General features: G+C 53.9%; 21 protein-coding genes. 5 read left to right on the top strand and 16 right to left on the bottom strand.

Annotated features, from left to right (window positions below):
- Positions 1–324: 324 nt before the first annotated feature.
- The 7 genes from ABJI08_RS16935 to ABJI08_RS16965 all read right to left on the bottom strand — a co-directional run bounded on the left by ABJI08_RS16935 (position 325) and on the right by ABJI08_RS16965 (position 7,398).
- Positions 325–1,626, bottom strand: coding sequence for a TRAP transporter large permease (locus ABJI08_RS16935; protein WP_348403030.1), 1,302 nt, complete (start codon positions 1,624–1,626; stop codon positions 325–327).
- Positions 1,616–2,176, bottom strand: a complete 561-nt coding sequence (locus ABJI08_RS16940; protein WP_348403031.1) for a TRAP transporter small permease — start codon at positions 2,174–2,176, stop codon at positions 1,616–1,618. The genes ABJI08_RS16935 and ABJI08_RS16940 overlap by 11 nt, the downstream gene beginning before the upstream one ends.
- A 4-nt stretch (positions 2,177–2,180) precedes the next feature.
- Positions 2,181–3,188 carry a TRAP transporter substrate-binding protein gene (locus tag ABJI08_RS16945; protein ID WP_348403032.1) on the bottom strand — a complete coding sequence of 336 codons (1,008 nt, stop codon included), beginning with the start codon at positions 3,186–3,188 and terminating at the stop codon, positions 2,181–2,183.
- A gap of 295 nt (positions 3,189–3,483) precedes the next feature.
- Complete coding sequence (locus tag ABJI08_RS16950) at positions 3,484–4,335, bottom strand: class III extradiol dioxygenase family protein (RefSeq protein ID WP_348403033.1); 852 nt, start codon at positions 4,333–4,335, stop codon at positions 3,484–3,486.
- Between the two features lie 29 nt (positions 4,336–4,364).
- Positions 4,365–4,733, bottom strand: a complete 369-nt coding sequence (locus ABJI08_RS16955) for a protocatechuate 3,4-dioxygenase (RefSeq protein ID WP_348403034.1) — start codon at positions 4,731–4,733, stop codon at positions 4,365–4,367.
- A gap of 119 nt (positions 4,734–4,852) precedes the next feature.
- A complete protein-coding gene (locus ABJI08_RS16960; RefSeq protein ID WP_348403035.1) occupies positions 4,853–6,037 on the bottom strand; it encodes a 4-hydroxybenzoate 3-monooxygenase in 1,185 nt (394 codons plus the stop codon).
- Between the two features lie 581 nt (positions 6,038–6,618).
- Entirely contained in the window at positions 6,619–7,398 is a 780-nt protein-coding gene (locus tag ABJI08_RS16965) for a coniferyl-alcohol dehydrogenase (protein ID WP_348403036.1), read from the bottom strand.
- A gap of 455 nt (positions 7,399–7,853) precedes the next feature.
- Here ABJI08_RS16965 and ABJI08_RS16970 point away from each other — a divergent pair, with 455 nt between their 5' ends.
- Together ABJI08_RS16970 and ABJI08_RS16975 are read left to right on the top strand one after the other, a co-directional pair.
- Positions 7,854–8,354 carry a hypothetical protein gene (locus tag ABJI08_RS16970; RefSeq protein ID WP_348403037.1) on the top strand — a complete coding sequence of 167 codons (501 nt, stop codon included), beginning with the start codon at positions 7,854–7,856 and terminating at the stop codon, positions 8,352–8,354.
- 24 nt (positions 8,355–8,378) lie between these two features.
- Positions 8,379–8,840, top strand: a complete 462-nt coding sequence (locus ABJI08_RS16975) for an MOSC domain-containing protein (protein WP_348403038.1) — start codon at positions 8,379–8,381, stop codon at positions 8,838–8,840.
- A 37-nt stretch (positions 8,841–8,877) separates the two neighbouring features.
- Here the strand turns inward: ABJI08_RS16975 and ABJI08_RS16980 are convergent, their stop codons facing one another.
- The 5 genes from ABJI08_RS16980 to ABJI08_RS17000 all read right to left on the bottom strand — a co-directional run bounded on the left by ABJI08_RS16980 (position 8,878) and on the right by ABJI08_RS17000 (position 13,745).
- Positions 8,878–9,177, bottom strand: a complete 300-nt coding sequence (locus ABJI08_RS16980) for a DUF2218 domain-containing protein (RefSeq protein WP_348403039.1) — start codon at positions 9,175–9,177, stop codon at positions 8,878–8,880.
- Positions 9,174–10,661 carry an aldehyde dehydrogenase family protein gene (locus ABJI08_RS16985; RefSeq protein WP_348403040.1) on the bottom strand — a complete coding sequence of 496 codons (1,488 nt, stop codon included), beginning with the start codon at positions 10,659–10,661 and terminating at the stop codon, positions 9,174–9,176. The genes ABJI08_RS16980 and ABJI08_RS16985 overlap by 4 nt, the downstream gene beginning before the upstream one ends.
- A 96-nt stretch (positions 10,662–10,757) precedes the next feature.
- Positions 10,758–12,140: a TRAP transporter large permease gene (locus ABJI08_RS16990; RefSeq protein WP_348403041.1), complete on the bottom strand. Its 1,383-nt coding sequence runs from the start codon at positions 12,138–12,140 to the stop codon at positions 10,758–10,760.
- Positions 12,137–12,670, bottom strand: coding sequence for a TRAP transporter small permease (locus ABJI08_RS16995; RefSeq protein ID WP_348403042.1), 534 nt, complete (start codon positions 12,668–12,670; stop codon positions 12,137–12,139). Before ABJI08_RS16995 ends, ABJI08_RS16990 begins: the two co-directional genes overlap by 4 nt.
- A gap of 64 nt (positions 12,671–12,734) precedes the next feature.
- Positions 12,735–13,745 (bottom strand): TRAP transporter substrate-binding protein, encoded by a 1,011-nt coding sequence (locus tag ABJI08_RS17000; RefSeq protein WP_348403043.1) that lies wholly within the window; start codon positions 13,743–13,745, stop codon positions 12,735–12,737.
- Positions 13,746–13,826: 81 nt separating this feature from the next.
- Here ABJI08_RS17000 and ABJI08_RS17005 point away from each other — a divergent pair, with 81 nt between their 5' ends.
- Positions 13,827–14,744, top strand: a complete 918-nt coding sequence (locus ABJI08_RS17005) for a LysR family transcriptional regulator (RefSeq protein ID WP_348403044.1) — start codon at positions 13,827–13,829, stop codon at positions 14,742–14,744.
- A 190-nt stretch (positions 14,745–14,934) separates the two neighbouring features.
- The gene (locus ABJI08_RS17010) at positions 14,935–16,329 is read left to right on the top strand and encodes an SLC13 family permease (RefSeq protein WP_348403045.1); all 1,395 of its coding nucleotides are present in this window, start codon (positions 14,935–14,937) and stop codon (positions 16,327–16,329) included.
- Positions 16,330–16,441: 112 nt separating this feature from the next.
- Here the strand turns inward: ABJI08_RS17010 and ABJI08_RS17015 are convergent, their stop codons facing one another.
- On the bottom strand, positions 16,442–17,812 hold the full coding sequence (locus ABJI08_RS17015; RefSeq protein ID WP_348403046.1) for a hypothetical protein: 1,371 nt from the start codon (positions 17,810–17,812) through the stop codon (positions 16,442–16,444).
- 38 nt (positions 17,813–17,850) lie between these two features.
- Between ABJI08_RS17015 and ABJI08_RS17020 the strand changes: the two genes are divergently transcribed.
- Positions 17,851–18,396 carry a cupin domain-containing protein gene (locus tag ABJI08_RS17020; RefSeq protein ID WP_348403047.1) on the top strand — a complete coding sequence of 182 codons (546 nt, stop codon included), beginning with the start codon at positions 17,851–17,853 and terminating at the stop codon, positions 18,394–18,396.
- On the opposite strand, the gene ABJI08_RS17025 is transcribed toward ABJI08_RS17020, so the two are convergent.
- Genes ABJI08_RS17025 through ABJI08_RS17035 form a run of 3 tightly spaced genes read right to left on the bottom strand, consistent with a single transcriptional unit; the run spans position 18,393 to position 20,887 of the window.
- Positions 18,393–18,890: a heme-binding protein gene (locus tag ABJI08_RS17025; protein WP_348403048.1), complete on the bottom strand. Its 498-nt coding sequence runs from the start codon at positions 18,888–18,890 to the stop codon at positions 18,393–18,395. The genes ABJI08_RS17020 and ABJI08_RS17025 overlap by 4 nt on opposite strands.
- Positions 18,891–18,899: 9 nt before the next feature.
- Positions 18,900–20,255: a TRAP transporter large permease gene (locus ABJI08_RS17030; RefSeq protein ID WP_348403049.1), complete on the bottom strand. Its 1,356-nt coding sequence runs from the start codon at positions 20,253–20,255 to the stop codon at positions 18,900–18,902.
- A complete protein-coding gene (locus ABJI08_RS17035; RefSeq protein WP_348403050.1) occupies positions 20,252–20,887 on the bottom strand; it encodes a TRAP transporter small permease in 636 nt (211 codons plus the stop codon). The genes ABJI08_RS17030 and ABJI08_RS17035 overlap by 4 nt, the downstream gene beginning before the upstream one ends.
- Between the last annotated feature and the right edge of the window lie 44 nt (positions 20,888–20,931).

The following is a 20,931-nucleotide window of genomic DNA, read 5'->3' on the forward strand; positions in this document are numbered from 1 at the left end:
GATCATCAGCCACCTGCTTACGCGTCAGCCCACTGGTCAGCGCGATACGCACCGCATCTTGGCGGAATTCATCCGTCCGTTTCAGTCCCATAGTTCATCTCCTCTATTGCAGTAAATGCTATCAAAGGAGCGGCATCAAACTGCGACAGGTCCAAACTCTCGTTATGAATGAGGGAGCCTCGGGGGGGAGGTCACCCTTGGCATACCCAACACTGAACCGGTAGGATAAGTCCGTCCGGGGAAAGGGGAAGCGCGCCCAGAAACGGATTTGTGCGACAAAGCCACTCAGGGGCCAAGTGTTACCCTCTATTAATTCCAAGTTCATCAAAACATCTGATGAGGTAGAAACAATGCGATTTGCGGAAATAGAATAAGCAAGATAAGCGCGGCTAACATGGCGACCCAAAATGGCGCAATACCCGAAAAAATCTTCGACAGCGGAACAGAGGGCGCAATCATTTTGACCAGAAAGACATTCAGCCCAACCGGCGGTGTGATCAGGCCCATTTCCAGAACAATCACCATCAGCACGCCAAACCAGATGGGATCAAATCCCAACGCCAGAATGATCGGGAAAATGATGGGGAGTGTCAGCACCAACATTGCCAGCCCCTCAAGGAAGGTTCCCAGAATGATGAGCGCAAGAAGGATGACGATCAGCGTTCCATAAGCCCCCAGCCCTAACCCAATCAGCTGCTCCACCAACAAATCGGGCAATCGGCTACGAGCCAGAAACGGTGTGAAGACATGCGCGCCGATCAAAATGAGATAGGTCATAGCGGTTGTTTTCACTGTTCTCAACAAAACCGAGACAGCGGTAGAGATGGTAACGGTTCCTCTGAGCAGCGCTACGATACTAGTCAGGACGGCACCTACCCCAGCGGCTTCGACCGGTGTAAAAACCCCAAGGTAGATACCACCGATTGTCACCAGAATAATCAGAATAAGCGGAGCCGCGGCTGCCAAAGACCTAATGCGCTCTCCGGCGGAACTGCGTGGGCCGGCTGGACCCAGTGCAGGGTTGAACCAGCAAACGGCACTGACTGTCAGAGCAAACAGGATCATCAACAAAAGACCCGGTAGAATTCCGGCGATAAAAAGCTGACCAATCGATTCCTCGGTCAGGATCGCATAGACGATAAACCCTGTGGACGGTGGGATCAGAATTCCCAATGTGCCCCCGGCGGCAACCGCGCCGGTCGCGAGTCGATCGTCATATTCAAACCGTTTCATTTCAGGCAACGCCACGCGTCCCATCGTCAACGCGGATGCAACCGAGGAGCCAGACAAAGCCGCAAAACCACCGCAGCCGATAATCGTGGCGCCGGCAAGCCCGCCACGGCGATGACCGATAAAGGCAAAGGCCGCATCATAGAGGTTACGGCTCATTCCTGAAATGCTTGCCACGTTGCCCATGAGGATAAACAGGGGAATCACGGTTAGCGTGGATTGCGTAACCACGACCCAGGTTTCGTCGCCAAGAGTTGCCAGCGCGACTGTACTATTGCTGAGCGACCAGATGCCCAGAGTTCCTACGACAATCAGAGCGAGCCCTACCGGCATGCGCAATGCAAGCAAACCAAACAGGCCCAGAACTCCAATCAATCCGACAATTTCAATGGTCATCGTTTTTATCCTCGATCACTAACGTACTACCCGGTGTTTTCCAAAGTTTGGTCAACTCGATTATCCCTGCAAATCCTGCCCCAAGGGCAAGCATGAACCACATGGGTTGATGCGGGATGCGCCGTATGTTCGTTGTTTCATTGAATTCTCCGGCCATGATCCCCGACTGAATAGCCTGCCAGCACATAGCTGCAAAAGCGACGGCGCCAACCGTTCGGACAATCGGATCAACAATCCGCCAGAACCACTGCGGCAGAAAGGGTTCCAGAATATCCACGCTGATATGGCCGCCAATCTGGCCGCAATATCCGATGGCTAAAAAGATCACCGGAACCATCGTCACCTGAACGATTTCCTCGGCGCCGATGATGGCCTTGCCGGTAAAATATCGCAGCAACACATTGGCCACGATCAAGATCGCTATGCCAAGTATTGCGACACCAGCCATGATCGCCAGCCATCTGTTAAACTTGCTGGCTGTTTGGACTGCCGCCCGGATTTTGGTCTCCGGGGCGACAGGTTTCGTATTGTTTTGTGTCTCGTCCGACATCGGATCAGTTTTCCAGCAAGCCGTTAAGCACAGCCTGACCATCAATGCCCTGATCATCTAAATCGGCGGCCACGGCCAGATAAAGGTCATCCAGCATGTCAACCATGCGGTCGCTTTCTTCGGCAGATAAGTTGGTCACAGAGTAACCTTCCAACCCCTCAAGGTGGCTCCGTGATGCGGCGCCGGATGCCGCATAGACCTCTGTCGCCTGCTTGCTCAGGGTCAGGCCGGAAATGTTGTCCAGCTGCGCCTGTTGTTCGGTCGACAAGCCATCCCAAGAGCCTTGGTTCATAAGAAGAAAGAAGGTCGTTACGGTGTTGGGCAAATCAAAGGCCGCGTGTTTCGTCACTTCGTCAAGCCGGAACGATTTTACTGCATCTGCACCGATGAAAACGCCGTCGATCACTCCGGTTTGCAATGCGTTGTAAATCTCAGGTGCTGGCATGGTCACTGCATTGGCACCCCAGGCCTCAAGCACCTTTGCTCCGATTGCGGACGGCGCGCGAATGGTTAACCCGGCAAGATCTTCGACCGAATTCACGGCGCGATCCCGGGTCAGCAACACAGCCGGCGAATTCACCCAAACGGCCAGAACCTTGGTCTTGGCATAGTCTTCACCGATCAATTCATAATTGCGCCACATGGTAGCGACAGCGTCCTCGGGAGAGTCGAAAAGGCCCGGCAATTCAGCGACAAGCGTGCGCGGAAATTGTGAAGAGGTGTAGCCTTGAAGCCCAAAGCTGATGTCGGCGACGCCTGTTACGACGCGGTTGAACTGCCGCTTCGGTCCGGCACCAAGTTCGCCTGACGGGTAAATCCGAATTGTCAGGTCACCGCCGGAGGTTTCGGCCAGCTGATCCGCCAACGGTGTGAACACTTTGGCATTCATCGGGTGACGCGCAGGAATAAAATTGGCAAGACTTAGTTCGGTCTCCGCCGCGACAGGCAGCGCTGTCAACGTTGCCAGACACAGCCCCAACGCCGTTGTAAAACTTTGTAAATTCAGTGACATGGTTTCCTCCACTAGGTTTATTGGATGGGTTGGCAAACACAGCAATGCAATACGCAACGCCCGCCTCGGTCGAGGACACGCCTACGGCGCGGCGCTCAATGCCGAAAAATCTTTTGTCAAACTCGATAGTCCCGCAGTGCCCCGAAGTTCGCAGGCGGCGGAACGCTGGCGCCGCGTTATCGCTGACTTTTGTCAGCGCATTCTCTCGTTGATGAGAACACCGGTGCCAATGACATAGACACGAGGTACGCTTTGGTCAGAACCCTCCTGATCAGGAGGGTTCTTCATTAGGGATTCAGACCGCGGCCGGTGTCTTGTCTTCCAGACAAGTGACGGCCATTCCGGTCAGCATTGGCATATAGTAGCTGCGGTGGATTTTGTTGACCTCTGGGGTCAGCGCACCGCGCATGCCCAGCCACATCATCATCTCAACGGATTCCGCGCCTCCGCGCTCCATCCAGGTGTCATGCGGAATGTCGATCAGGGCTTTGGGGTTGTCTTCGATCTTGTCGAGGAATTCATGATCCCAATCTTCATTGGTGTGGCCGAACCTTTGACCATTAAGCTGATGCGACAAGCCCCCGGTTCCAACCACAGCGACACGTGCGTCCTCAGGATAGGATTCAACCGCCTTTCGCAGAGCTTGGCCAAGCTGCCAAATGCGGCTGGGGGTCGGCAACGGATGTTGAAGCACGTTGATATGCAATGGTACCGTTTTAACGTTCCAATCCGGGTCGTGGTCAAACAGCAACGGTAGCGGAACCAAAAGGCCGTGATCCATCACCATTTCCTGACACACCGTCAGGTCAAACTCGCTCTCTTTGATAAGCGAATTCGCCAAATGCCATGAAAAATCAAGATCGCCCTTTACTGGCGGCAGATCTCTGATGCCCCAACCTTCGTCGCCAATCGGATATTCATCAGCCGCCCCCAGCGCGAAAGTCGGACACTTGTCATAGAAAAAATCGCACCCATGATCGTTATAAATGACGATCGCGTGCGTTACGCCTTTCTCTTTCAAAAATGCCTTGGCGGGTTTGTATCCGTCCCAGCACGGTTGCCATTCAGGAGACTGGTCATTTTGATCGTAAGCATCTCCGATTGACGGAATATGCGACGACCCCACACCTGCAACAATTTTTCCCATTTTACTAATCCTCTGTGATCTGACTTCGATTAGGTGTTTTGTTTCAGTGGGACGTTGCGCGTCGCCATGAACTCATCCAGCGTTTCACCGCGTTGTTGTGCGCCCATCGAGGCTAGCCCCTGACCGGTAACGCCGCCCAGTTTGATCAGCATGTAAATGCTGCCACCGCCCTCTTCGACCAACGCTTTTACATCCTTGGCGAGGACTTTTTCCTTCTCCCATTCCGAGAGACCATATTTGTCCATATAGCCAGCGGGATCAGCCCCAAAGGCATCGCGGTTGTCTGCCAGCCGTAGCGAATAAGCGAACTTATTAAGCTTGAGCCCCTTCGCCGATTCATGGCCCGTAAACACGGTTGTTCCCGGAATATATTTTGAGTCTTTAGCGTCTTTTGTCATGTCCATTACTCCTTTCTCGTCAAGAATTTGGAATTTGCGCCCCCCGGTGCATTTACAATGCCGGGGTCTTTTTTCTGCTCATCCGTTGTCGATATTCACGCACCTTGATCGGCCTTGGTTCAAAGTTCTGGCCAATGTGCGAACGGCAGCCCTGTGTGTTGTTGGGCATAGGAAATCTGCGCGGTTTCGTTTGTGACCATGTATTCCAGCTCAGCCTGCTGCATGCGCCGATCAAACGAATTTGATCCCGGAAAGACATGATATTTGGCTGTATTGGCCCAAGAGAACCGCTGGGTCTGAACATTGCGGGCTACGGCCAGATCCGAATACTGATCCAGAATAGAGCTATCGTCCTTGGTGTAGTGTTGGATCAGCCCGGCAGACAGAACGCTGATATCGGCAAACGCTGAATTCAGCCCCTTGGCACCAGTCGGCGGAACAATATGCGCCGCGTCACCCGCCAGGAACATGTTGCCATAGCGCTGCTTCTCGCAGAAGAAACTGCGCAACGGAGCGAGATCCTTCTGAAATATCTCACCCCGCGTAAGTTCCCACCCTTCGGTGCCCATACGGGTGTCCAGCTCCTCCCAAATGCGATCATCCGACCATTCGTCAAGGTTCTCGTCGTTGGCGACTTGCAAATACAGACGCTGGATATCAGGCGTCCGCATGCTCAAGAGCGCAAATCCGCGATCATGGTATGTGAAAAACGCTACAGGTTTGGATTGCTTGGCTCGAACCATCACGCCCAGCCAGCCAAGCGGATAGGTTTTTTCGTGCATGGTGATCGCACCCTCGGGGAGAGATTTGCGAGACGCGCCATGATAGCCGTCAGCCCCGACCACGAAATCCGCAGTCATCTGCTTTTCGACACCACCCTCTTCGTAGGTCACTGTGACTTTGTCGCCGAGATGATCAGACACCCCTGTGACCGGTGTTTCATAAAGGACGTTGTGCCCTTCTCCGTCCAAGCCTGCCAGCAGGTCTTTTGTCACTTCTGACTGACCATAAACTGTCACGCCAATGCCAATCAGCTTTTCAAAGTTGATGAAATGGTGCGTGTTATTGATGCCAACCTCGACACCGGGTTGGTACATGCATTCCCTTTTCAAGCGATCCCCAATCCCCGAGCGAACCATCAGATCAACGGCGTTCTGCTCCATGACGCCGGCGCGAATGCGCCCTTCGACATAGGCGCGGCTACGGTTCTCAAAGACAATGCTTTCGATACCGCGTTGGCGCAGAATCCATGCAAGTAACGAACCGGAAGGTCCGGCTCCAATGATAGCGACGGGGACATGCATCACTAAACTTCCTTCTCATTTTTGTGTTCGGAAATTGACGGGGTTTCATTGAAGAGTTCCGACGTAAGAATTCCGATCTGTGAAACTGCGGTTCTGCCGCAAGCAGCCGTTCGCGATGGGCAATTCAGGCAGGCAGGTGACGCCGGTGCAGCGGGTTCAATTTCGTTTCTGGCGATCAGCATGTGTTCCTCCTGTGTTAAGATGAATTTAAGCTAATCCAGCCATTAAGACCATTCATGTCGCGTCATACTAAATATGAGAACCGCTCATTCGACAGAGAAGGCCCTACTGCGCCCGTCAATTAAATTGCAATTTTTTACTGTTTATTTTCAGCATATTACCTGATTTTCGCACCAACCTGCCCCACATCAATGCTTTACCCTTCTGCATATGCGCGCGCGGTGTGGAGCTAAGAATTTGCCGAAAGAAATTCATCCGCAGACAGAACAAAATTGCCGCAATTCCAAAGAGCAATGTTACTGCTCCACTTCTGGTGAGGTTAGTTTTCTCGGCCAAATCGAACCAACAAAAAACGGCCCCGCAAAAAAGCGAGGCCGCGCAACTTTTCGAATGGTTGTCTGTTACAGACCGTTCATGTTGCACATCACGTTTGCAACCTGACCACCATCGACCGGAATGTTCACACCGCGAATCCAGGGTGTCATGTCCGACAAGAGGAATACTAATACCGGCGCGATATCCTCTGGCGTGCCCCAGCGATCCATCACTTTGCGGCTTTCCTCGGCCTTTTTGCCAAGCGTGTCCAAGAAATCCTGCAATATCGGCGTTTCAACGGCCCCTGGGCTAACCGCGTTCATGCGAATGCCGCGATCACGCCAAGTCCATCGGTTTTGCATTGTCCAGACAACCAACGCCTCCTTAGCAAAAAAGTAGGAACGGCCTTGGGTTTCCTTGATCTTGTACTTTTCGACAAAATCATTGACCTCGTCAAAGTCGAGGGTCGCAGCATCCTTGATTTGATCAACTGCGTTTTGCCAGCCAGCACCCGCCAGTGACGCAAGATTCACGATCGACGCGCCATCTGCGAGATCATCTACGATCTTGCCCGTCAGGTATTTCAGACCGACCAAATTGACTTGAATCACCAGATCAGCCGGAGCCGTTGGTGGAACTCCGGCGATATTGGCCAGCCCATCCGCCCCTTTTGGCAGCGCCTTAACAAGCGCATCAATGGAAGCTTTGCTGGACAAGTCGGCTTGAAAAAAAGTGTCCACGTTGGCAGCCGGTTCATTTCGGTCGATGCCGATGACCATTCCGCCATGCGATTTAATGAGCCGTGCTGTTTCTGCACCGATCCCTGAGGAACAGCCAGTTACGATAATTTTTTTACCTTCAAGCATTTCGGTTCCATCCCTATTTGATACTGATTTCGAGCAATATTGGACAAACTCTAACCAGCGGAACGACCGATATCCACTCATGTCATGTCATATCTAATATGAACAAATTTCATTTCGAGCGGTAAGAATTACTTATTCATGAACGCAGACTACGTTAGCCCCACCTCACTATGATTAAAATTTTTAGATTTAAAATCAATACTATACCTTTCAAAACGCCGTGTTTTTCATGCAGCATTCGATGCCGTGCCAAGCACATCTTAAATCGACCCAAACTTCTCAGAACCGCCGGAGGCACGTCTGGCCGTCTCTTGTGATGCGAAACCCTCAGGCGTATTCTGAAGTAAGCCGTTCGCCAAGAATTAGCGCGTGGCACATCCACAACCGCGAGGGTCAAAATGTCAGCCTCTTCTCCAATTTTGTCAGTCATCATTCGACGGATTCGCCAGACGGACATGGAGGCAGCAAACGAAATACTTGAGCGTTTTGAGCAGGCTCTGAAACTGCAACCCGGTTTTATCGAAGTACGCCACAATGCTCCGTCCCAAGAGACTGGAGATACGTTTTCAACCGTGCTTGCCTTTGCGACTTTGGATGACCTGATTGGCTGGGAACAATCTAAAGCCCGCGCAGAACTGGTCACCGAACTGTCCGCCTACACTGAGGGAGAGGTAGTAAAAAACAGAATCTGGAACCTTGAAACGCTTCTTGGCAATCAAAATGCGGGGCATCCGCCGAAAAAATGGAAGACCGTATTGGTACTGACGTTCTGGGTTTTGGTTGTGGGCGCAGTTCTTGGTTGGATCGCTGATCTGATCTCACCGAACTACCCCACTGGGTACATCCGCGGCGTGATCCTTTTGATCTTCAACATCCTTCTTAACTCATATTTCTTCCTGCCGCGCTCGATGGCGCTTTTGCACAGGCTCGAAGACAAATACCGGTGCTCAAATTGAAATCAACGCAATGAGGCTGTCAGCATGGACCAAGCAAGACTTCTTCACATTCACACCGCGGTTCGGACCGGACGCCCTATGGTTTCATCAGAGTTTGTCGTTGCAATCACTGATCAAGGAATCGAAGGCGACCGGTATGCAACCGGGCTAGGCAAATATTCACGATCTCCGGGCGCGCGTGGGATCACGCTTTTTCCCATCGAAACCATACGTGAGATGCAAAGCCAACACGGCCCAGACCTGCTCGTGCATGAACACCGTCGCAACCTGACGACCGAGGGCATCGACCCAAATGACTTAATCGGACAAAAGTTCACCATAGGTGATGTAACGCTGGAAGGGCTCCGACCCTGCCAACCCTGTCGTTATCTCAATATGATGTCGAAAAAACAGGTTTCGACGTTGCTCGCGAATCGCGCTGGGGTGTTTTGTCAGGTGGTGTCAGGCGGGACGCTTAAGGTCGGAGATCTGATCCAAATAACTTAATGGCTGGCATGTCCTTTGCCGGACACGCCATTTACTTTCAGGTATCGTCAGTCCAGGAAATTTCCGGTGGCTCTCGAAAGGCAAACCGCAAAAGATGTGACGCCGCCACATGCTCCAGACGTTTTCGGTGCTCATCCGTGTCGGCAAATGTCTGCATCACCAACACATCCTCACCATCAATCCGCAGGTCGAAATAGCCATAGCTCAACCGAACAGTGGCTTCATCTTCCTCAATTTCGACATCGACTTTGTGCGAAAAATGTTTCGCCAATTGTTTGAGATACTTGAGCGCAGGGGAGACCACGACGCGCGCAGTTGAACTCAGAATACCGCTCATAACAAGAACCCCTCGGGACCTGTGATCGTATGCGCTTCAGCAAAGGACAATACACCATCATACCCAAGGTTGCGTCCAATGCCGGACTGTTTGAACCCACCGAACGGCCCGCGGCTGTCCTGTGCCGTAGGACCATGTGCATTGATGTACGTGTACCCGGCTTCAATCCGCCGGGCTATCGCAACGGCGCGATCCCGATCGGGAGTCCAGACGGAAGAACACAAACCAAAGTCACTGTCATTGGCTTTGGCGATGGCTTCGTCATCTGTCTTGAACTTCAGGATCGGGAGGGTCGGTCCGAATTGCTCTTCGCGCACGACTGAGAGTTCGGGATCCGCGTCATAAACCAATGCCGGTTTCTGAAAATAGCCACCCCCATTGTAAAGTGCTTCGTCTGGCACCTGACCACATTCGCGCACTTCGGCACCCTTGGCGCGCGCCTCTGCGATCATATCGGTCACGACTTTCAACTGTTTGGCATTGTTCACCGGTCCCATGGTCGTTTCAGGCAACAACCCGTCCCCGACAACCGCGCGCTCACAGGCCGCCGTCAGCCCGTCGACCACTTCGTCATAGCGGCTCTCATGTACGTAGAGCCGTTTTAGCGCCATACAGATTTGCCCTGACGACCCGAATGTGCCCCAATACATGCGGTTGAAGGCATCATCATCCAGCTCGACATCTTCCAGAACCAACGCGGCATCGTTACCGCCAAGCTCAAGCGTCACGGGTGTGATATTGTCGGCAGCCGTCTTCATCACGTGCCGCCCGATCGTGGTCGAACCGGTAAAGTTGACCTTACGCACCAATGGATGTCCGACCAGCGGGTCACCAATGGTGGACGCCGATCCAGTCAGAATGTTCACCACGCCGGGCGGCAGCAGCTTGGCGATAATCTGTAGTGTCAGGGCGGGTGCCAGCGCCGAGTTCGCCGATGGTTTCACGACAACTGTGTTCCCGGCAATCAATGCCTGAGGCAGTTTTGCGCCAAGGATCGATAGCGGCCAGTTCCACGGCACAATCAGCGCGGCAACACCGCGCGGCTGGCGCGTGACCAGCGTATCAAATGGTGGACCCTTGATCTGTTCGTCAATCGCCATCCGTTCGCCAAATTCGGCAGACTGCATAAACCGGTCGCCAAGACGGGACATTTCCATCAGCGTTTCGCGTCCAATTTTGCCGTGTTCGCGGGTGAACAGGCGCGAGCGGTATTTGACATCCTCTTCATCAGCCACAAGTTGCTGCGCGACCTGCCGAAGCATCGTTGCCCGCTCGGCCATGCTGAGCGAGGACCAGGCAGGAAAGGCTGCATGCGCCGCCTGCACCGCATCCTCAACATCCTTCACGGTCGCGGACGCCGCATGCCCGACCAGTTCGTCCGGACGCGCCGGATTATGAATGGCATAGACCTTGCCATCTGAGGCAGGCCGCGCTTCACCGTTGATGAAAATATTGGTAGTAATCAGCTGATCCATATTACTCATTGGTCTCTCGCTCCTTTGAAACGATTTCATTCAAGGTGGTTGGTCGAATTGCAGACGTGGGTCCTGGGTAATCCGCCAACCATTCATTCGTATCGATCATCCGACCATCGTCATGGGCAGCCAGACCGCGATGCGGGGGAAAAGCATGAGCAGCACCAGCATCAGCGCCATGGCGAACCAGAACGGCCATATCCCGCGGAACACATGAGACATCGGTACGTCTGGCGCGATAGATTTCACCACAAACACGTTGATACCCACCGGCGGACTGATCATCCCCATCTCAAGCACGATCACGACGAGGACACCGAACCAGATCATTTTCATGTCGGCCAGCGCCGGATCAAATCCAAAGCTAAGCGAGGCAATGATTGGCAATACCACCGGGATGGTCAGCACAAGCATCGCGATGCCTTCAAGGAACATGCCAAGAAACATGTAGATCAGGATGATAATCAAGAGGACACCGTAATCGCCAATCGGAAGCGACGTCAGCAGGGTAACAAGCTGTCCGGGCAATTCGGTGATCGACATAAAGGGAATAAAGACAAACGCCCCAATCAGGATCAGAAACACCGTCGCTGATGCTTTCATGGTTTCAAGAATGACTTCTCGGACGGCGCGCAGCCCCAGAGATCGGCGCAGAATCGCGACGACCATGGCAAGAAATGCACCGACAGCAGATGCCTCGACCGGTGTGAAAAACCCGGTATACATGCCGCCGATGGTGATCCCGACAACGGTAAAGAAAGGCAGCGCTGCGAAAAGGGCTGCACGGCGTTCAGGCCAGGGCGCCTTGGGGCCTGCGGGTCCGGCTTCGGGTTTGCGTAACACGGTTTGGTAAATGGCGCCGATGAACAAAAGGGTCAGCAGCATCCCCGGGATCACCCCCGCCATGAACAAACGGCCAATGCTTTGTTCTGTCAGAACGGCATAGATCACCATGCCCCCCGAGGGCGGGATCAGAAATCCCAGTGTCCCGCCTGCAGCAACCGACCCAGTCGCCAGACTGTCCGAATAGTTGAATTTCTTCATCTCCGGCAGGGCCACACGACCCATTGTGATCGCCGCCGCGAGTGATGATCCCGACAAGGCCGCAAAACCCGCACAGGCCGCAATCGTGGCCGAAGCCAGCCCGCCCCGTAAATGTCCCATCCAGCGATACGCGGCGTTAAAAAGGTCGGCGGACATGCCTGAGACACCGGCCAGATTTCCCATCAGCACAAACATTGGAATGACCAACAAGTTATAGTTTGACGCGGCCTCAAATGCTTCGCCTGAAAGGTTCGACATGGCCGTACGAATGCCTCTGGCAAAGGCTTTGTCTGCGTCCATTCCAATCAGATAAAACTTATTGGTGGTTGCGGCAATTGTCCCGAAAACACCGACAAATATCATGGAAAGCGCGACCGGAAACCGCAGGCCCAATAGAACCATCAAAGACAATAGCCCCAGTACTCCGAGAAGGGTCATGCTCATAGCACTTCTCCCCAAAGTAACAGCTGAATTCTGCGATATTTTGCCAACTGATAAATGTCTGAGAGGATAACAAGAGCATAAAGCGCGACACCCAGCGCCAGCAGATAGTAGAACGGCTCGTAGGAGATCAATAACTGCTGGGTTGTTTCACCGAACTTCGTTGCTTTCTGTCCGGCATGGATCAGCTGATACGCCATGGTCAGCATCAGCGCGCCTGCGACGAGCCGCATGATCAGCATGGACCAGCGGGCAAACATCGGAGACATCCGCGATTCCAAAAGCTCAATTTCAATATGTGCGCCGGTTCGCCCACCAAACGGAATGGCAAATGCCACCATTATGACGAGGCTGAGAATGAGAAGATCTTCTGCGCCCCGGATCGGCGCATTCAGTGCTTTGCGCATGATGACCACATTGAAAGAACTGACAAATACCATGAAGGCCAATGCGGCCCCTCCTCCGAGCAACGCAAGGATTACTAGCGCTCTGTCCAGTGTCCGGATCCATATTGGTAGTTTGATGCGCTTCATCGTTCCGCCCCCCTGTTGCACAAGTCGAACGCGCGCCAGACAAGACGCGCGTCCAAGTGGTTCGTTACTGGTTGATGGCGTTGTAGATCTCGCGGGCATTCGAAATGCCGCGAGAGTCATAATCGGCAAAGATCGCCTCCAAACCCTTAGAAACTGCGGCGTCCATCTTAGCCCGTTCTTCATCCGTTACGTGGATCCATTCGACCTTGTTCATCGCATCAGCGGTTTTCATGGCTTCGAGCGATCCCATGTCGGCACCGTGGAAGCTTTCGGCACCTTTCATCGAGAACACCTCGCCCGCCAGCTCATCAATGATGGCGCGATGCTCCTCGGAAAGATCCATGTAACGTTCTTTGTTCATGACCACGAAGAACTCTGCAAACTGAACTGGAACGTTCTCGACAAAGTGGGATGAGACGTCCCAGAAATTCCATGGCGGTGTCATGTTGTTGTAGGTTGCCGTGGTGGCATCGATCGTGCCCGTTGACAGACCGGTATACATCTCTGTCACCGGCATCTGGACGGGCACCCCACCCAAAGCTTCGACAATCGGCGTCGTCATGGCTGCATAGGGAACCATTTTTGCGCCTTTTAAGCCGTCGAGCGTTGAGACGTCTTTGGTTGCAGCCCATGCGTTGCCTGCCACGGTAAAAATGCCCAGCAGCTTTACGTCTTCGTACTCGCTCGCCAGATGGTCATCATAGACAGACAACAGACGTTCGGTGGCTTCGATCGCAGTTGTCGCTTTGCCGGGTGGAATAATCAGCATCGATTTTGGGAAGATCGCGGGCGTGTAGGCTTGCAGGCCAAACGTAATGTCTGCGACACCTTCAACTGCGCGCTTGTACTGCTGAACTGGCCCAGCACCCAGCTGACCAGCCGGATACAGGCTCATCGTCAGTGTGCCACCTGATCGTTTTTCGATTTCTTCACCAAACCACTTGAACAAATTCGCGTTGATGTGGTGCTGCGGCGGTATGAAAGTCGCCACAGTGAGTTCCTCACTATAGGCAACCGTAGCGAGCGTCGTCGTAATGGCCGTTGCCATTCCCCCGAGCAAAATAAAAAGTTTCATTGCGTTTCTCCCTGCTTGTCATCGCAACGAAGATTACGTGCCACTCGACATTCAATCCATTCATGTCTATTCATAGTTCGCATGAGTAAATTCGATGTACTTGATCTCGACGGGCGCGTTCTGACGACATTTCTGGCGATCCTTGAGCACAACTCGGTCACGGTTGCGGCGGATAACCTTGGGGTAACTCAGTCGGCTGTCAGCCACACGCTTGCCCGGTTGCGCAAGGTACTGCACGATCCCTTGTTTGTTCGTTCCGGCCACAAATTGACGCCTACTGAAACCGCTCTTGCACTGAAAGAACCTGTTCAAAAGGCGCTCGACATCCTTAACGGGCTGACCGACCAACGTGCATTTGATCCAAAAGCAGAACGGATGCGTTTTGTTGTTGCTGCCAATGATATGCAACGCGATCTGGTTTTCCCCAGGCTACTCAGAGACGCGCGGGAAGAAGGTGTCCATGTCGAGTTCGAGTTCATGCCATCGGGTCAGCCCACAGTTGGATTGATGCGTGACGCACGATGCGACCTTGCACTTACACCATTGCCACCCGACGGCCCCGATATTTTCCAGAAAGCGTTGTTTTCCGGGGAAATGATGTGTTTCTTTGACGGAGAAATGCGATCTGCTCCGAAGAGCTGGAAAGAGTATTGCGAAGCCGACCACCTAACGGTGCGGTTCTCAGGCGGCGGCACATCGCTACGGGTTCTTCCAGAAGTGGAAGCATCACAAATCAAACCCCCAATCGTTTCCGTGCCAAACTTCAATGCAATCCCGCCCTTCATTGAGGGGACGCGACTTATCGCAACCGAAATAAGCTACATGAGAATCAGGACGCTCAGCAGCCTGAGTTCTGCCAAGCTCCCTTTCGAGAGCAACCGAGTCACAATCTACATGATCTGGCATGAGCGCAGCACCAACGACCCGGCGCATATCTGGTTGCGCGAACGGGTATCGGCAATCACTGACGAAGTTTCTGCAAGTCTTAAGTCCGTGTAACCATTTGATCGTTTGTTTGAGCCCAGCCGCATTCTTTCCGGCCAAAAGCGATTTCGTTCATGGAGTGTATGAATGCGTCTGAATGGACTTGGCCCTTCGGACGGGTAATCAACTTCATTGATATAAAGATCAATGGAGGCGGTGCTGCCAGGGAGATGCGCTCAAGCGCTCTGGCAGACAGATTCAATGCATGGCCGTCAATTTCAGAACACTTCCCGCCCTATGTGCTACTGTCACCGGGGTGTTTCTCATCGTCGCCGGATTGTGCGGGCACGCCATTTCAGGTGACGATCCCAACGCGACATTGGCGGCCGGTGTAGCTGTCATAACACTTGGCCTGTGGATATCTGGCGCCATTCCAGAGTTTTTCACTTCTTTGTTGTTTCTCCTGATGGCTGCGGGATTGATGATCGCCCCACCTGATCGCGTATTCTCTGGATTTCACTCAAATGCGATGTGGTTGATATTTGGGGGGCTGATCATAGGCCAATCGGTGATTGCCAGTGGATTGGGAGACCGTATTGTAAGTCGATTGTTCGCTTTTGCGCCGTCAGGCTATCTTGGAGCTTTGGCGGCTGTTGCCGTGACAGGTCTGGGCCTGTCGTTTATTGTTCCGACAGCGATCGGTCGCGCTGTCCTTATGGCGCCAATCGCTGTCCAGCTTGCCAAACGTTTAGGGTTCTCGGAGGGATCAAAAGGCAGATCCGGGCTGGTGCTCACAGCTGGATTAAGCACATCCCTGCCGGCATTTACGATCCTTCCTTCAAACGTGCCCAACCTCGTTATGACCGGGACCGCCGAAAACCTGTATGAGGTCTCTTTTTCCTATGGCGACTATCTGGCGATCAACTTTCCGGTCCTCGGCGGGCTAGGGTTGGCCACAATCGTTGCTCTGAGCTGGTGGTTCTTTCGCGATTCCCAATCATATCTGTCCGATGTTACAGCGGACACCAAAATCTCGGGTGTCGAACTCAGACTTGCGATTGTGCTGACGACAACCGTCATTCTTTGGATTACGGATTCCTGGCACGGCGTCTCTCCGGCCTGGATTGCGATGGGTGCAGCGCTGTTATGTGCATCACCTGTCGTCGGCGCACTTGCAATGCGCGAGTTGCCGCAAAAGATGAACTTCGCACCGTTGTTTTTCGTGGCTGGCGTTATCGGTTTCGGAGCTGTCGTCGCTGACACCGGCTTGAGCGCCCAAGCGGGAACCTATCTTGTAAATGCCTTGGACATGGACGGGCTACAAAGTGATATCGCGGTGTTCGCTGCACTTAGTGCGCTTGGAATGCTGGTTGCGGCCGGGACGACAGTACCGACCGCACCTGCAATCATGACCCCTCTTGCCGAGCAGCTTTCTGTAACCACAGGTTGGTCGATCGAGTCCGTTTTGCTGGTTCAAGTCCCAACATGGGTGATCATTCCGTTGCCCTATCTTGTGCCTCCGATACTTCTCACAATGAGTGTCGGAAAGGTCCCGTCTGGGCATGGCTTGTATCTGATGCTGAGCTACTTCGTTGTTGGCCTATTTATTCTAGCCCCGACCCACTTTGCATGGGCACATTGGCTAGGTGTCTTTCACTAGACCCCGGATGGTGATGCTCAGAGAAACGCAACGTTCCCGTATCCCTTGGAACAATCGATATTTCAGCTGGAGCTATAATATTGAAACTGAATGCCCCCAATCAGAGTGGCGATCAAGATTCTAGCAAGGCAAATATACACAACAGGACGATGTAGCAGATTGCGCCATAGCGCAAATTCCATCGCCAGGTCAGGGTTGTGGGAGGAATTCTAGAGGTCGCGGAAATCAACAATGTCGCCGTGGCGTTGGGGGACGCGAACATCGAAATTGCCCAGCCCGCACTCAGCGCGAAAACGATATGTGTCGGCTCAGCAGGCAGCGTTGGAAAGGATTGAACGACCTGCCCGATAAACACCACAAGGATGATCGGGCTTAACGCGACCTGCCCGCCCAATGTGATCAGCAAAGGCAGGATTGCAAGAAAGAGCCAGCCCGGCATTTGAGAAAGATCTGTTTGCGTGGCAATCGTTGCAACAGGTAAAACATCCGCCAGGGCGCGGCCAATGAACCCGGACAAACCCAGTGCAATGGCTGCACGTGCCAGCCCTGGCGCGTCACTTTGCAGCGCTGGTCCAAATGATGCAAGTTGGCGGCCCAATGAAACACCTGCGGGCTTCTGCATAACAAACCAGAAGAATGTCACGCTTGGCGCAATGAACATCAAGGACAGGGCAGTATTGTAACCCATTCTCAATTGCAGAGCACCCGTGGCCCCAATAAGCGAACCACAAACCAAGGCGAGCCGAAAAAAAGCCTTACGGGGGAACACTGGAGCGGCCCCATCTGAAAAAGGTTTCGCTTGGCCACGCCATTCAAAGCGATCATAGGCCAGCCCAAGTCCCATCATAAGCAGCGATGTGGCAACACCAAACGAAACAATCTTGCCCTGATCAATCTCAGTGAACAGCGTGAGAAGAACGGCTTGCGTTAACGTTGTCGGGGCCCAAAGCAAAATCCAGGCGAAACCACGTAAAAGCGCAGACATTTGGCGACGCTCAAGGTCTCGGTCGATGCTCCCGTCCGCACGCTTGGTGGCGGATTGAATGAGCGGCGCCATGAGGCTGACCGCGCCAAAATTCAAAAACACACCCAAGACATGTCCACCCGATGCTGTTGCAATAAACCTGCGTCCAGAAGGTTGGCGGATCAGATATTGACCAACGGACAACACCGACGCGGACCGTTCAGCTCCAATTTTCAGGGCGGTGAGCAAAGCAATGAAGGCAGCGAAATAGGACGCTAGATCCATTCCCGCCAGCAAGGCCAAACGCCCATCAGAGCTTTGATACAGAAGACCTCCGAGGATCAACGCAGCGCTCAAAAGCAGAAACTCGCGCAATGTGCTGGTCCGCACGCCAATAAGGCACAGAGCAACAAACAAAATACGGGCGGCATTCTGCGCCAAAGCACCCCCGATCGTGTTCGCGGCAAGAACTGCGATGGACACTGCGATGAGCGTAGTGGCGAGGAGCGTTCGCGTCATATAAGCTGACTTGCAGAAGAGAGGGATCCGGAGTGTTCATGAGCTTGATACGCGGTGGAGCCGTTATGGGTCCAACCCATGTGCATGCGAGATGGGTTCCGCTCCGTAATGCAGGGGCGGCGCATCCTGCAGGGCAGATGACACTCGACAGCGCTTCGAGGGGGCTGGACTTTGTCTTGTCCGAAACGGCCCAAAGCGGCGTCGACGTTTTGGCCTGCTATCCCTGTGATTATCCGGCTGGCGGGGCCTTCATGCGCATTGATGAAGTTTGCTTTCCGGTGGGCGCTGTGGCGCACCGTCACACGCATACGGGCGCAGGCATCCGGCATCTGGTGCGGGGCAGTTTGCGACTTGAAGCGGATGATCACACCCAGACTATGAACGTCGGAGACAGCTGGTTCGAGGCGGCAAATTCGCCGGTCCGTGCGGTTTCGCTGCACGAAAAGGGCGTGGCGAGTTTCCTGCGTGCCATGGTCATTCCTGCAGAGTTTGAAGGCAAATCCACTTTCACCCTGTCCAATCCCGACGACGCCCAGTTGCCGCGTTTGCAGGTCACTCACCGCCATATCGACCTGCCGCTTTAATTGGACGCCGGATAATGATCCGACAGAGATGAAGTGCGCCAGTCCGGATTGGGGTCTGCAGGTTCTGGCCTGTAACCAGCGACCTTGATGGCCTCGATCGCGCAATATTCATCCTTGTCCGATGTGTCCCCACTTATCCCGACGGCACCCAACGTGACACCCTCAGCATCTTCAACCAAAACGCCGCCCGGCACAGGGATCAACCGCCCGTCAGAGGCCGTTGCCAAGGCGGCTTGGAACGTCGGACGTTCCTTGAGACGGTCCCGGATCAAACGGCTGGAAATGCCCATACCCAACGCGCCATAGGCTTTGCCAAACGCGACCTCAAAGCGGATGATGCCAGAGCCATCTTCGCATTGCATCGCCACCATTTTTCCACCCGCGTCCAGCACGACAACTGTCAGCGGCAAAAGATTTGCCGCCCTGCCAAGCTGCAAGGCTTCGGTAATGATGGCATTGGCGCGGTCAAGCGGAAGGGAAGTGTGCAAACGCATTACGTCTCCTTAAGAGGTGGCGGCCCACAGACCGGACCACCATGCTTCGAAGTCAAAATTTGGCAACCATGTCACGATCTCAGGGAACATGAGCAAGGCAGCAATTGTGATGACGTCAGCAATGAAAAACAACGCGACACCCCGAAAGACCTGCCCAAGCGGAATATCGGGGCGCACGCCATTGACGACGAAACAGTTCAACCCTATCGGCGGAGTGATCAGGCAAATCTCAGCCATTTTGACAGCAATGATGCCAAACCAGATCGGATCAAACCCAAGCGCGATGACCGCAGGATAAACAACCGGCAGCGTCAACAGCAGCATGCCGATGGCGTCCATGAACATGCCCAAAACGGCATAGCCCAGCAAGATACAGATCATGATTGTCATCGGCGCCATATCAAGCCCGACGATCCATTCCGTAAATGCGCCGGGGATGCCGGAAAAGCCCAGGAACCGGACAAAAACCAGCACGCCCCAGATCAGAGAGAAAATCATCACTGTCAGCTTGGCGGATTCCATCAGAGAGTTCTTGATGGACTTCACCGGCGTGCCCCGGATCAGCGCGAGGACAAACACCACAAACGCGCCAAGCGCGCCTGCTTCGGTTGGCGTGGCCCAGCCTCCGTAGATTGACGTCATGATGATGATCACCACCAAAATGATCGGCGAAATGCCCGGCAGGGTGCGCATCCGCTCGCCCCATGTAAAGCCCGTGACAGAAGGGGCCGAACCGGGTTTGGCCATGGCCCAAACGACGATGATACCTGCGTAAACGACGGCTGAGAAAATACCGGGCAAGAACCCTGCCAAAAGCAGCTTGCCAACGGATTGTTCGACAATGATGGCATAGATCACAAGGATCGCAGAAGGTGGGATAAGCGTGGCCAGCGTGCCCGCTGACGCCACAACGCCCGCTGCCATGCGCCGATCATATCCGTACTTCAACATCTCGGGGATTGCGACGCGGCTGAAAACAGCGGCGGTTGCGGTGGATGCGCCGGAAACGGCTGCAAAACCTGCCGTGGCAAAGACCGTTGCAACGGCAAGACCGCCGGGCATCCAGCCCAGCCATTTGCGCGCCGCGTCAAACAACTGCTGTGTCATGCCTGCGTGAAATGCCAAGAAGCCGATAAAGATAAACATCGGCAGAACCGACAGCGCATAAGTTGACGATTTCGCATGCGGTATCGTACCGACGATGCCCGCTGCAGGTCCCCACCCGCGCAGCTCAACAAGACCCAACAGCCCCACGATAGCGGCGGCAAACACCACCCGCACGCCGATCAGAATGAGCCCAAGAAGCAAAAACAGCGTGATAACACCCACAAGAAACGGGTCGGACATGCCTATCCCAATAATCATGACGTGCCCTCCGGTCCCTGAAGGTCGCCGTCGTCCCCCATGACTTCGTGAATTTCGTCTTGCGCTTGTTCTGCCACGTCTTTGGCCACGACTACGGCGATTGGCGTTGCATCCGGAAAGATTGCCAATCGAAGTGCGCCAACAAATTGCAGTGCCAGCCTGACCCACCAGATAGTAAAGGCAATTGGCACCAGCAACTTGGACGGCCAAGTCTGAAATTCCGCATCAATTGTCGTGTCACCCAGTGTATAGGCACGCAGGAAATGGCCAAAGCTGTGATAGATCAACACTGCGATGATGAACATCGCCAAGGCCGCACCTACGGCCTCTATCGCCCAAAGCGCGCGGCCCGACAAACGGCCCACCAATAATTCCATCCTGATATGAGCACCAAGACGTTGCGTATAAGCGGCCCCCAGGAACGCCATGCTTGCCATCGACAGTTCAACCAGATCGATATAGCCGGTGATTGGCGTATTAAAGACGGTGCGCAGAACGATCTGCAGCACGCCCAACACCATCAACAACATAATCGCCGCCGCCGCCGCGAGGTTGGCGAAATCTTCGATCGGCATGAAACCGCGATGCAGGCGCGCAAGTAGACTGTGCTCCGCCTCAATATCCTGTGCCATTTGCCTGTCCTTCGTCTGCTGGTCCTGTCAGGACCGCGGATCCG

The sequence above is a fragment of the Shimia sp. genome (assembly GCF_039969785.1).
Lineage (GTDB): Bacteria > Pseudomonadota > Alphaproteobacteria > Rhodobacterales > Rhodobacteraceae > Shimia.